Annotated in this window: 11 protein-coding genes; 9 read left to right on the forward strand and 2 right to left on the reverse strand. The window is 68.3% G+C overall.

Annotated elements, in window-relative coordinates; translation table 11 throughout:
* Window positions 1–6 precede the first annotated feature (6 nt).
* The 5 genes from AC5IG3_RS16575 (at window position 7) to AC5IG3_RS16595 (ending at window position 3,167) form a co-directional block, all read left to right on the forward strand.
* Window positions 7–864, forward strand: coding sequence for a 3',5'-nucleoside bisphosphate phosphatase (locus AC5IG3_RS16575; RefSeq protein WP_491907389.1), 858 nt, complete (start codon window positions 7–9; stop codon window positions 862–864).
* 22 nt (window positions 865–886) lie between these two features.
* Window positions 887–1,519, forward strand: a complete 633-nt coding sequence (locus AC5IG3_RS16580) for an L-threonylcarbamoyladenylate synthase (protein ID WP_491907390.1) — start codon at window positions 887–889, stop codon at window positions 1,517–1,519.
* 12 nt (window positions 1,520–1,531) lie between these two features.
* Window positions 1,532–2,032, forward strand: a complete 501-nt coding sequence (ybaK, locus tag AC5IG3_RS16585; protein WP_491907391.1) for a Cys-tRNA(Pro) deacylase — start codon at window positions 1,532–1,534, stop codon at window positions 2,030–2,032.
* Window positions 2,033–2,123: 91 nt separating this feature from the next.
* A complete protein-coding gene (gene plsY / locus AC5IG3_RS16590) occupies window positions 2,124–2,804 on the forward strand; it encodes a glycerol-3-phosphate 1-O-acyltransferase PlsY (protein ID WP_491907392.1) in 681 nt (226 codons plus the stop codon).
* A 9-nt stretch (window positions 2,805–2,813) separates the two neighbouring features.
* Complete coding sequence (locus AC5IG3_RS16595; protein WP_491907393.1) at window positions 2,814–3,167, forward strand: RidA family protein; 354 nt, start codon at window positions 2,814–2,816, stop codon at window positions 3,165–3,167.
* A 79-nt stretch (window positions 3,168–3,246) separates the two neighbouring features.
* Here the strand turns inward: AC5IG3_RS16595 and AC5IG3_RS16600 are convergent, their stop codons facing one another.
* Together AC5IG3_RS16600 and AC5IG3_RS16605 are read right to left on the reverse strand one after the other, a co-directional pair.
* Window positions 3,247–3,999, reverse strand: a complete 753-nt coding sequence (locus AC5IG3_RS16600) for a hypothetical protein (protein ID WP_491907394.1) — start codon at window positions 3,997–3,999, stop codon at window positions 3,247–3,249.
* A 791-nt stretch (window positions 4,000–4,790) separates the two neighbouring features.
* A complete protein-coding gene (locus tag AC5IG3_RS16605; RefSeq protein ID WP_491907395.1) occupies window positions 4,791–5,849 on the reverse strand; it encodes an aldo/keto reductase in 1,059 nt (352 codons plus the stop codon).
* Between the two features lie 115 nt (window positions 5,850–5,964).
* Here AC5IG3_RS16605 and AC5IG3_RS16610 point away from each other — a divergent pair, with 115 nt between their 5' ends.
* The 4 genes from AC5IG3_RS16610 to AC5IG3_RS16625 are packed head-to-tail and all read left to right on the forward strand — an operon-like array spanning window position 5,965 to window position 11,548.
* The gene (locus tag AC5IG3_RS16610; RefSeq protein WP_491907396.1) at window positions 5,965–6,870 is read left to right on the forward strand and encodes a DMT family transporter; all 906 of its coding nucleotides are present in this window, start codon (window positions 5,965–5,967) and stop codon (window positions 6,868–6,870) included.
* Window positions 6,871–6,880: 10 nt separating this feature from the next.
* Window positions 6,881–9,778, forward strand: a complete 2,898-nt coding sequence (locus tag AC5IG3_RS16615) for a hypothetical protein (RefSeq protein WP_491907397.1) — start codon at window positions 6,881–6,883, stop codon at window positions 9,776–9,778.
* 46 nt (window positions 9,779–9,824) lie between these two features.
* Complete coding sequence (locus AC5IG3_RS16620; protein ID WP_491907398.1) at window positions 9,825–10,631, forward strand: 2OG-Fe dioxygenase family protein; 807 nt, start codon at window positions 9,825–9,827, stop codon at window positions 10,629–10,631.
* A 2-nt stretch (window positions 10,632–10,633) separates the two neighbouring features.
* Entirely contained in the window at window positions 10,634–11,548 is a 915-nt protein-coding gene (locus AC5IG3_RS16625) for an alpha/beta fold hydrolase (RefSeq protein WP_491907594.1), read from the forward strand.
* Window positions 11,549–11,592: the final 44 nt, after the last annotated feature.

Here is an 11,592-nt window from a genome sequence, read left to right on the forward strand (position 1 = left end):
GATCCCGTGAGCATCCTCAACGCCGACCTTCATTGCCATTCCACCGTCTCCGACGGCACGCTCAGCCCCGAGGCCGTGGCCGCGCGGGCGCACGCCAACGGCGTCGAGCTCTGGGCCCTGACCGACCACGACGAGATCGGCGGCCAGCAGCGCGCCCGCGAGGCCGCGCTGGCGCTCGGCATGTCGTGGCTGAGCGGGGTGGAGATCTCGGTCACCTTCGCCCGCGAGACCGTGCACATCGTCGGCCTGGGCTTTGATGTCGAGAACGCCGCGCTGTTGCAAGGCCTGGCCACCACCCGCGGCGGGCGCGAGGCCCGGGCGCGCGAGATGGCCGCCGGCCTGGCCAAGGTCGGCATCCAGGGCGCGTATGAAGGGGCGCTGCAGTACGTCGGCAACCCGGACCTGATCTCGCGCTCGCACTTCGCCCGCTTCCTGGTCGGCACCGGCGTGTGCAGCGACACCAACGAGGTCTTCCGCAAATACCTCACCGACGGCAAGCCCGGCTTCGTGCCGCACCGCTGGGCCGCTCTCGGCGACGCGGTGCGCTGGATCACGCAAGCCGGCGGCGTGGCCGTGGTGGCGCACCCGGCGCGCTACCGCTTCAGCCCGACCGAGGAATACGCGCTCTTCACCGAATTCATGGCCCACGGCGGCAAGGCCATCGAGGTCGTGACCGGCAGCCACAGCTCGGCCGAGGCCGTCAAGTACACCGACATGGCGCTGGAGCTGGGCCTGGCCGCCTCGCGCGGCAGCGACTTCCACTCGCCCACCGAAAGCCGCATCGACCTCGGCACCCTGCCCTGGCTGGCCGGCACGCTCAAGCCGGTGTGGGAGTTGCTGGACGACCGCATCGTCCGCCCCTGATCAAGACCCTGACTTACCCCTCATGGCCCAGCACTTCGAAGTCCACCCTGACAACCCGCAGCAGCGCCTGCTCAAGCAGGCCGCCGCCATCATTGCCGCCGGTGGCATCGCCGCCATTCCGACCGATTCGAGCTACGCGCTGGTCTGCCATCTGGACGACAAGAACGCCGCCGACACCCTGCGGCGCATCCGCGGCGTCGACGACAAGCACCACCTGACGCTGCTGTGCCGCGACCTGTCGGAGCTGGCCAACTACGCCCGCGTCGACAACCGCCAGTACCGCCTGCTCAAGAGCGTGACGCCGGGGCCGTACACCTTCATCCTGGAAGCGACCAAGGAGGTGCCGCGCCGGCTGTCGCACCCCAGCCGCCGCACCATCGGCCTGCGCGTGCCCGAGCACCGCGTCACGCAGGACCTGCTCGACATGCTCGGCCAGCCGCTGCTCGGCACCACGCTGATCCCGCAGGGCGAGCGCGAACCGCTCAACGACGCCGACGACATCCGCGCCCGCTACGACAAGCTGATTCAGGTCTTCATCGACGCCGGCGCCTGCCCGGCCGAGCCCACCACCGTGGTCGACCTGACCGGCGGCGACGCCGTGCTGGTGCGCGCCGGCCGGGGCGACCTGGCTGCGCTGGGCCTGTCGGAAGACTGAAGCCGCCGAACGATGGCCAAGAAAACCGCCCACGTCAGCGCCACGCCTGCGACGCAGTTCCTGCGTGACCACGGCGCCGCCTTCACCGAACACCCGTACGACTACGTCGACCACGGCGGCACCACCGAATCGGCGCGGCAGCTGGGCGTCGACGAGCACCACGTCGTCAAGACCCTGGTAATGCAGGACCAGGACGCCCAGCCGCTGATCGTGCTGATGCACGGCGACGCCATGGTCAGCACCAAGAACCTGGCGCGCCAGATCGGCGCCAAGAAAATCGAGCCCTGCAAGCCCGAGGTCGCGCAGCGCCACAGCGGCTACCAGGTCGGCGGCACCAGCCCGTTCGGCCTGCGCAAGGCCATGCCGATCTACGTCGAGCACACCGTGCTGGCGCTTGCGCAGATCTACATCAACGGCGGGCGGCGCGGCTACTTGGTCGGCCTGGCGCCCGCGCTGCTGACCGAACTGCTGCAGGCCAGATCCGTACAGGTGGCCGACAGCGCCGAGCGCTGACACGGCCCTCGCCGAGCGCTGATCCGGCAGGGCAAGTCTTGCCGGGCTTCTACACTCCGCGCCCGGTACCACTCTGCAAGAAACCCCCGCCATGTCCCTGCTCTGGAACGCCGCCGCCGTGCTGCTGGCTTATCTGATCGGCTCGCTGTCGTTTGCCGTCATCGTCAGCCGCGCCATGGGCCTGTCCGACCCGCGCAGCTACGGCTCGGGCAACCCCGGCGCCACCAACGTGCTGCGCTCGGGCAACAAGACCGCCGCCATCCTGACGCTGCTGTTCGACCTGCTCAAGAGCCTGCTGCCGGTACTCGCCGTGGTGCACTGGGGCCCGGCCTACGGCCTGGGCGAAGGCACGGCCGCGCTGGTCGGGCTGGCCGCCTTCATCGGCCACGTCTGGCCGGTGTTCTTCCGCTTCCAGGGCGGCAAGGGCGTGGCCACCGCCGCCGGCGCGCTGCTGGGCCTCAACCCGGCGTTGGGCCTCACGGTGCTGGCCATCTGGCTAGCGGTGGCCTATTTCACGCGCTACTCGTCACTGGCCGCGCTGATCGCCGCGCTGGCCGCGCCAGTGGTGCAGATGGTGGCGTGGAACCCGTCCAGCGCCACGCTCGCCATCACCGCCATGAGCGCCCTGCTGATCTGGCGCCACAGCGCCAACATCAGCAAGCTGATGGCCGGCACCGAAAGCAAGCTCGGCCAGAAGTCAGCCCCGGCCCCCGCCGCCGCAGCGCCCGTGGGCAAAGCCGCCAAACCTGCCGCCAAACGCAAGAAACGCTGAGGAGCCGCCATGAGCCCCATTGAACGCTACGACGTCGGCGCCCGCCTGTCGGAGATGGCCGTGCACAACGGCACCATTTACCTCGCAGGCCAAGTGCCCGACGACGCCACCCAGGACATCACCGGCCAGACCGCGCAAGTGCTGGCCATGATCGACCGCCTGCTGGAGCGCGCCGGCAGCGACAAGACCCGCCTGCTGATGGTGCAGATCTACTTGGCCGACCTGGCCGATTTCTCTGGCATGAACGCCGTGTGGGACGCCTGGGTGCCTGCGGGCCACGCGCCGCCGAGGGCGACGGTGCAGGCGCGGTTGGCACGGGCGGAGTGGCGGATTGAGGTGGTGGCCACTGCTGCAGTTATTTGATATTGATCCGTCATTCCCGCGAAGGCGGGAATCCAGGGGGCACCGCGCAATGCCTAGTTTTCGGGTCCTGGATGACTGGCTACTGGGCGGGCGGCGTGTATCCATTGGCTGACTCGTATGCCGCCAGAAACTTGTAGATTTCCTCAACAAGCGGTCCATCACCAAAGGCCTTTGCTGCGGCGATGGTAGCCATGAGACCCCTGTAGATGTAGTTCTCCGCATCTCGCGCGAACTCAGAGATACGCGGCGTGCCTCGCATTCCTGTGAGATAGAAGTGTGGAGGGTCACCACCACACATGTCCATGATGTTCTCAGAAGCAGCGTGTACGTATCCAGAATAGGCGGTGCTAACGCTTTCTCCAGCAGCCAATGCTTGAGATTTATTGACTCCTTGTCCTAAGGTATTTATTGTGTGCGCACGAATCTTTTTGCGCGGAACCATGTTCGGCCTCTGGATTTCCAGACTGTCTTTGGGGCGTGAAAATATGACCTCGGAGTAAAACGCTTCCAGATATTTGTCGTGTCGCTCCGTCTTTGCTGCGTTCGTCTCAGCGGTAGCCAAGAAGAAGATATCCTCATGAATCTCATCGAGAGTGCGAAAAAGGACACCAACTTCTTGAACGTAGCCAAAGTCGAGTAGCACAGCGACGGCGTTCAAGCCACTGATACTCCTTGCGAGTTTCTGTACCAATGCTTCGTGAATGCCCTTATTCTCATACCGGAAGACGAACGATTTTCCGTGCGGTACGCGTTGCGGCGACGTAAGAGCGCGCTCGATGTGGCGAAACGCCCTGGTCATCGCTTCAACAGCTTCGGCTTGGAGATGGGGCATTTGTGGTTCCAGCGTTCGAGCCAAATAGGCAACGACGGTAGTACACCAACATTGCCGTGTTCGCAAGTTGGCAGATTTTGACTGAAATGAATATTTAAAGCTTGTTGCGCTTCATCTCTTCCACTCGTGCTGCACGCGAGGCCCCCCTGTCTCCTGCACGACAACAGCGGCGGCCAGTACCAGACCATGCAGCGGGTTGTTTGCGCAATACAGATCTATGAATGAGGCAACGGCGGAAGAATCTGGTGGACGCGATTGCTTTGTCCGGTTTGACCAATTGCTACCGCTCATGAAACCCAATACCCAATTAAGCATTACGGTTCGGTTGTCTGGGCTTGCTCGGTTGGCCATCCACGCACCGCAAGACTCTTGGCCAGAGCCCCAGACAGAAATTCCTTGAGCTTGTACCAGCACCGGGCGAGACAAAAAAATGGTGACCATCGCAAGGGCAATAAATTTAAGGGCGGTGAAAAATTTATTTGAGTAAGGCATGATAATTGGACTGTAAAGCCTAACGTAACTTATACGTCACCACTCGCATCAGGACTCCGTCGCATAACGCACCAAAGGCGTGACGATTTATTGCAGCATATCCAACGCCGTTCACTCTGAGAAGCCCCATCACATCCTCTATTCAAGGGATTGCGCGAGGTTTTTAGGCAGCAGGTGCTATCCGCACCTCTCAGTCATTCCCGCGAAGGCGGGAATCCAGAAGCTCGGTGACGGTTGGTGCGCCTGGATTCCCGCCTTCGCGGGAATGACGGGTAGTTCGGTGACGACGGCCTAGAAACTCACTGCGCCGGATCCCTAAACTTCCACCGCAACTCATCAATCCCCGCCAGCAACTCCGCCGACAACTCGGTGCCCCACGCGTCCACGCATTCATCCAGATGCGCCACGCGGGTCACGCCGATGATGGTGCTGGCGACGCGCCAGTTGCGGTAGCAGAAGGCCAGCGCCAGTTGGGTGGGCGTGAGGCCGTGTTCGCGGGCCAGGGCGTTGTAGGCGCGGGCGGCGGCGAGGGATTCGGGGCGGGCCCAGCGTTGCTTCTTCATGCTGTCGAAGCGGGCCATGCGGCCGGGGTTGGCGGGGTCTTCCAGGCCGAGGGCGTCGTACTTGCCGGTCAGCGCGCCAAAGGCCAGCGGCGAGTAGGCCAGCAGGGAGACGTCGTGGCGGTGCAAGGCCTCGTCCAGGCCGTTGTCGGCGGCGCGGCTGGTCAGCGCGTAGGGGTTCTGCACGGTGGCGATGCGGGGCAGGCCGGCGCGTTCGGCCTGGTGGATGAATTCGCACACGCCGTAGGGGGTTTCGTTGGACACGCCCACGGCCCTGACCTTGCCGGCGCGCACGAGCTTGTCGAGCGCCTGCAGCTGCACCTCGATGCTCGTGCACGGCTTGTCCTTGCGCGGCTCGAAGTAGAGCGCGCCGAACATCGGCGTGTGGCGCACCGGCCAGTGGATCTGGTAGAGGTCGATCACGTCGGTCTGCAGGCGGCGCAGGCTGTCGTCGCAGGCGGCGAGGATGTCGGCCTCGGTCAGGTCGGCGCTGCCGCCGCGGATCCAGTCCATGCCGCGTGCCGGGCCGGCGACCTTGGTGGCGAGCACGATGCGGCTGCGCGCCTCGGGCCGGGCGGCGAGCCAGTGACCGATGATGGTCTCGGTCGCACCGAAGGTCTCGCGCCGGGTGGGCACCGAGTACATCTCGGCGGTGTCGATGAAGTTGATGCCGCGCTCCAGCGCGCGGTCCATGATCTGGAAGGCGGTGGCCTGGTCGACCTGCTCACCAAAGGTCATGGTGCCCAGGCAGATGGGCGTGACGCGCAGATCGCTGCGGCCGAGTTGAACCAGTTCCATGCGGGGCTCCGGGTGTTGTGTAGGGGACAAAACGGGACAGCCCGCGAGTGTGCCGCAGCGCAGCATCTGGGTTATCTTTGCGGCCCTTTGCTGCTGCCCTGCCCTGCTGCCCGCCATGACCTCATCCGCCTCGACCGGCCACACCCTGCGCACCGACCTGCTGATGCTGTTGGCTGCCGCGATCTGGGGTTCCACCTTCGTCGCCCAGCGCCTGGGCATGGATGCCATCGGCCCGTTCCTCTACACCGGCACGCGCTTCCTGCTGGGCGCGGCGCTGGTGGCGCTGCTGTGGCGCTGGCGGCCGGGGCCGCTGGCCACGCACCCGGTGCTGCCGTCGCGCGGGCTGTGGCGCGCCGGGCTGCTGCTGGGCGCGGTGCTGTTTGCGGCCGTGAACCTGCAGCAGGTCGGGCTGCTGACCACCTCGGTGAGCAATGCCGGCTTCATCACCGGCCTGTATGTGGTGCTGGTGCCGATCCTGATGCTGGTGCTGGGCGACAAGGTCCAGCTGGCGATGTGGCTGGCCGTGGCGCTGGCCACCGTCGGCATGTACCTGCTGAGCGTGCAGCCGGGCATGGTGATCGCACCGGGCGACTGGCTGCAACTGGCCGGCGCGCTGCTGTGGGCCGTGCACATGTTGATGGTCAGCCGCATGGCAAGCCGGCACGACGCGCTGCGGCTGGCCGCCCTGCAATACCTGGTGGCGGGCGCGCTGTCGCTGGTGGTGGCGCTGTGGCGCGAGCCGATCAGCGCTGCGGCCATCGCCGACGCCGGCTGGGCGATCGCCTATGGCGGCGTGCTGTCGGTGGGCGTGGCCTACACGCTGCAGGTGCTGGCGCAGAAGACCGCGCGGGCCTCGCACGCGGCGGTGATCTACAGCAGCGAGGGCGTGTTCTCGGCCCTGACCGGCTGGGCCATGCTGGGTGAGGCCATGAGCGGCCGCGCCATCGGCGGCGCGGCGCTGATGGTGGTGGCGATGCTGCTGGCGCAGTGGCGCCGCGAACCCACGCCCGAAGTGCATTGAGGACGCCGCGATGAAGCTGATCCCCCGCCTGCTGCTGGCGCTGGCCGTGCTGCTGCTCGGCACGGCCACCCTGACGGCCCACGCCCAGAGCCCCGACCCGCGCGCCGACTGGCGCAGCGCCGGGACCGCGCACTTCCGCATCCACTACCGCGCCGAGCACCGCGCGCAGGCCGAGCAACTCGGGGCGATCGCCGAGCGCGTCCACACCCGCATCACCGACACGCTGGCCTGGCAGCCTCAGAGCGCCACCGAAGTGGTGCTGGTGAGCGAATCCGACCTGGCCAACGGCCTGACCACGCCGCTGCCGTTCAACCACGTCGCCATTTACCTGGCCCAGCCCGAGGGCGAGTTGCTCGACAACAGCGACTGGCTGGAGCTGGTCTTCACGCACGAGTACGTTCACGTCGTGCACCTGGACAAGGCGCGCGGCCTGCCGCTGGCGCTGCGCTCGGTGTTCGGGCGCGTGGCCTGGTTCTTTCCCAACCTGTTCGCGCCGAGCTGGACCGCCGAAGGGCTGGCGGTGTTCTTCGAGGGCGACCCCGCCACCGACCGCGCCGACGTGCGCGACCGCCCGCTGGGCCGGGGCCGCCTGGGCGGGCCGGCATTCGAGGCCTTTCTGCGCGCCGAGCAGGCGCGCGGCTTCCCGACGCTGGCCGAGATCAACGCCCAGGGCCGGCGCCTGCCGCTGACCAAGGCCTACCTCTACGGCGCGTATTTCTACGAATTCCTGGCCCGCACCTACGGCAACGCCGCCGTGCCGGCCTGGGTCGAGCGCTACAGCGGCAACATCGTGCCGCGCCTGCACAGCAACCCCGAGCAGATCACCGGCAAGACGCTCGACGTGCTGTGGGATGAATTCCTCGCCGACCTGAACCAGCGCCTCAACGCCCGCAGCGCCGCGTTGCGCGCCCAGCCCGAGCAAATCGGCCGCCGCGTGCAGCCGCTGCAGTTCGAGGTCTCGTCCGTCGCCACCCTGCCCGGTGGCGACACGCTGGCGGTGCTGGACGATGGCCTGGGCGCGCCGCAACTGGCACGCATCAGCGCCAACGGCCAGCGGCGCGATCTGGCGCGCGTGCAATCCGGCGCACGACTTGATGTCGCCGCCGACGGCAGCGTGCTGCTGGCCCAGCCGGATCTGTGCGAGCTCTACACGCTGGCCTACGACCTCTACCGAGTCGATGTGCGCAGCGGCGCCGTGCAGCGCCTGACCGAATGCGCCCGCCTGCTGCGCGGCGTCACGCTCAACACACCCGCCGGGCCGCGTCTGCTGGCGATCCAGCACCTTGACGCGCGCACCCGGCTGGTCGAGATCAATGCTGCAGGCAAAGTCGCCGCCGTGCTCTACCAGCCACCCGCCGGACAGGCATTGACCGATCTGGTGGCCGCGCCCGATGGCCGGCAAGTCAGCGTCATCGCCCGCCAGGGCGGCGACTGGCAGGTGCTGGCGCTGGACGTGACGCCCACCGGAGCGCTGGCTGCGCCGCGCAAGCTGTTGCACCAGCTCCAGCCGATCTACGCACTGCGCCACGGCGCCCAAGGGCTGGAACTGATCGCCACCGCCGACGGCGTGCCGGACGTCTGGCGCATCACGAACGGCGGTTTGCAGCGTCTGACGCGCAGCCACACCGCCGTGCTCGACCACGCCGGCACGCAGGCCGATGGCTCGCTCGCGCTGGCCGTGCTGGCCGCGGGCGGCACGCAGTTGCAGCGCATGGACGGCGTGGGGGTGCTGGAGCAGGCGTCGGTGCCGTCCGTAGATTTCGCCGCCGCATCGACGCAGGCGCCCGCCGCCGTCGCCGCAACCTCGCCCCTCGGCGCCGGTGAGCCGTACACACCGTGGCGCACGCTGGCGCCGCGCTCGTGGTGGCCGGTCGTCACCGCCGACCGGGGCCTGACGGCTTATGGCGCCAGCACCTTCGGCAGCGATGCGCTCGGCTCGCATCAGTACGCAGCCCTGGCGCAGTGGGAAACCTCGCAGCGCGAGCCGCTCGGGCAGGTCGAATATTTGTATCGCGGCAGCCAGCTGTTCGCCCTTGGCCGCAGCCTGACCGCGCGCGGCTGGACCGGCACGGCGGGCCGCGAAACCACCACGCTCTACGACCGCCGCACCCAGGCGCAGTGGCTCGGGCTGTGGCCGCTGCGGGTGCGCCACGAAAACCGCCTGCTGCTGGGCACCGGCGCGGTGCTGGACCGCACCGAGCGCGTGCAGGCGGCCACCGATGCCAGCCGCCGCCTGCTCAACACCCAGCTCGGCGCGCTGCTGCTGGACTACGACACACGCGGCGGCAACTGGTGGAGCGAAGGCGCCAACCGCGGCCAGCACAGCAGCCTGCTGTATGAGACGTATCGGCCGTTCTCTGGCAACACCGCCGGCAACACATCCGGCAATGGCCTCTACGACGGCCACGTGCTGCGCGCCGATGCGCGCGGCTACATCGCGCTGGGCCGCAGCGTGCTGGCGCTGCGCTACACCGAGGCGCGCGCCAGCGGCCGCACCGAGCCCTTCCAGCTCGGTGGTGCGACCGACGCGCTGCTGCAGCTCGGCCCCACCCTCAACAGCCGCGATCTGGCGCTGCGCGGCTACGCCGGCAACGAGGCCGTGCTGCTGGGTGCCAACGCCCGCATCGCCAGCGTGGAATGGCGCCAGACCCTGGCCGACATCGACCGCCATGCCATGGTGCCGCCGCTGGGCATCAACCGCCTGTCCGCCGCCGCCTTCATGGACGTGGGCGGCGCGTGGAACAGCGGCCACGGCCCCGACACCTACCGGCGCGGCGTCGGGCTGGAGCTGCTCGGCGAGGTCAAGCTGCTCTACGCGCTCGACCTGCAGCTGCGCCTGGGCGTCGCACGCGGGCTGGATGCGCCGAGCCAGACGCTCGGCTACCTGAATCTGGGACGATCGTTCTGAACGCGTTCCGAGCGACGACCCTGCCCTCGACAAGAACAGAGACACCATGCCCACCATTCCCGCCCCCGCCGCCTTCTTCCCCTACCCCGGCGCGCTGCGTGCCGACGAGGCGCCCGGCGGCGCCATCGCCCACCTGCGCCAGCAGGGCTTCGTGCGCCTGAGCCCGGACGCGCTGGCCACGCTGGCGCAGCAACCCGCTGCCGCGCTCAACGCGCTCAACCACGCCTGGGCCGACCTGCCGCCCGACGATCACCTCAAGGACGGTGGCCGCTACCGCCGCCGCCGCCACGGCAGCTTCGTGCAGGACGTGGCCGGCCACACCCTCACCGCCACGCCGCACCGCGCCCACTGGCAGCCGACCACCTACAACGCGCTGCACGGCGGCATGCTGCGCTGGTTCGAGCCGCTGGCGCCGGCGCTGGCGCAGGCCCCGGCCTTCCTGGCGCTGATCCAGCGCCTGGGCGAGGTCTTTGCCGCCGCCGCGCACCCCACCACCACCGAGCCGCCGTTCACCGGCCAGTGGTTCATCGAGGCGCACCCCTTCCGCATCGACACCACCGGCGGCGTCGGCCGGCCCACGCCGGAGGGCGCGCACCGCGACGGCGTCAACTTCGTCGCCGTGCTGCTGGTCGACCGGGTCGACATCATCGGCGGCGAAACGCGGGTGTTCTCGGCCGACAGCCCGCACGGCGTGCGCTTCACGCTCGACGCGCCCTGGAGCGCGCTGCTGCTCGACGACACCCGCGTGATCCACGAAACCACCCCCATCCAGCCCGAGCGCGCCGGCGCCTACCGCGACACGCTGGTGCTGACCTACCGCGCCGGCGGCTTCCAGGATCCCCCCAAGCCATGAGCATGAGCCTCCCCATGAGCTACACCGCCCAACGCCCCAGCACCTCGCGCTTCATTGCGCTGCGCGGCCTGAATTACCACGTGCGGACCTGGGGCACGCCCGATCGGGTCACGCCCGAGCGCCCGGCGCTGGTGCTGGCACACGGCTGGATGGACGTGGGCGCGTCATTCCAGTTCATGGTCGATGCGCTCGACGCGGACCGCTACGTCATCGCGCTCGACTGGCGTGGCTTCGGCCTGACCACCGGCCCGGCCACCGACAGCTACTGGTTTCCCGATTACCTGGGCGACCTCGATGCGTTGCTTGATGCGCTGCTGCCCGACCAGCAAATCGACCTGCTCGGCCACAGCATGGGCGGCAACGTGGTGATGATCTACGCCGGCGCACGGCCCGAGCGCATCCGCCGGCTCGTCAATCTGGAAGGCTTCGGCATGCCGCCCAGCCGCGCCGCGCAGGCGCCGGGCCGCTACGCCAAGTGGCTGGACGAGCTGAAGGCGCCGCAGCACCTCAGCAGCTACACCAGCCTCGACGGCGTGGCCGCCCGGCTGCGCAAGAACAACCCGCGCCTGCGCGAGGACTACGCCGCCTGGCTGGCGCCGCACTGGGCGGCCGAGCGCGACGACGGCCGCTTCCACATCCTGGGCGACGCCGCGCACAAGCGCGTCAACCCGCAGCTCTACCGGCGCGACGAAGCCATGGCCTGCTTTGCCCGCATCACGGCGCCGGTGCTGTGGGTCGAGGGCCGGCAGACCGACATCACCAAATGGTGGGGCGACAGCTACCCGCGCGCCGACTTCGACGAGCGCATGGCGGTAGTGCCGCAGCTGCAGCGCGTGATGCTCGAAGACTGCGGCCACATGCTGCACCACGACCAGCCGCAGGCGCTGGCGGCGCATCTGCAGGATTTCCTGCGCTGACCTGTCGCGGACGCGTCAGGGCGGCGTGCGAAAATCTGGCGTTT

The sequence above is a fragment of the Leptothrix sp. (in: b-proteobacteria) genome (assembly GCF_965250675.1).
In the GTDB taxonomy this organism is placed as follows: domain Bacteria; phylum Pseudomonadota; class Gammaproteobacteria; order Burkholderiales; family Burkholderiaceae_C; genus Sphaerotilus.

Bases quoted from the DNA above. Each gene is read 5' to 3' on its own strand.
- AC5IG3_RS16605 (WP_491907395.1), bottom strand. From the start codon at position 5,849: ATGGAACTGGTTCAACTCGGCCGCAGCGATCTGCGCGTCACGCCCATC.
- AC5IG3_RS16620 (WP_491907398.1), top strand. From the start codon at position 9,825: ATGCCCACCATTCCCGCCCCCGCCGCCTTCTTCCCCTACCCCGGCGCG.
- AC5IG3_RS16580 (WP_491907390.1), top strand. From the start codon at position 887: ATGGCCCAGCACTTCGAAGTCCACCCTGACAACCCGCAGCAGCGCCTG.
- ybaK (WP_491907391.1), top strand. From the start codon at position 1,532: ATGGCCAAGAAAACCGCCCACGTCAGCGCCACGCCTGCGACGCAGTTC.
- AC5IG3_RS16610 (WP_491907396.1), top strand. From the start codon at position 5,965: ATGACCTCATCCGCCTCGACCGGCCACACCCTGCGCACCGACCTGCTG.
- AC5IG3_RS16595 (WP_491907393.1), top strand. From the start codon at position 2,814: ATGAGCCCCATTGAACGCTACGACGTCGGCGCCCGCCTGTCGGAGATG.
- AC5IG3_RS16625 (WP_491907594.1), top strand. From the start codon at position 10,634: ATGAGCCTCCCCATGAGCTACACCGCCCAACGCCCCAGCACCTCGCGC.
- AC5IG3_RS16600 (WP_491907394.1), bottom strand. From the start codon at position 3,999: ATGCCCCATCTCCAAGCCGAAGCTGTTGAAGCGATGACCAGGGCGTTT.
- plsY (WP_491907392.1), top strand. From the start codon at position 2,124: ATGTCCCTGCTCTGGAACGCCGCCGCCGTGCTGCTGGCTTATCTGATC.
- AC5IG3_RS16615 (WP_491907397.1), top strand. From the start codon at position 6,881: ATGAAGCTGATCCCCCGCCTGCTGCTGGCGCTGGCCGTGCTGCTGCTC.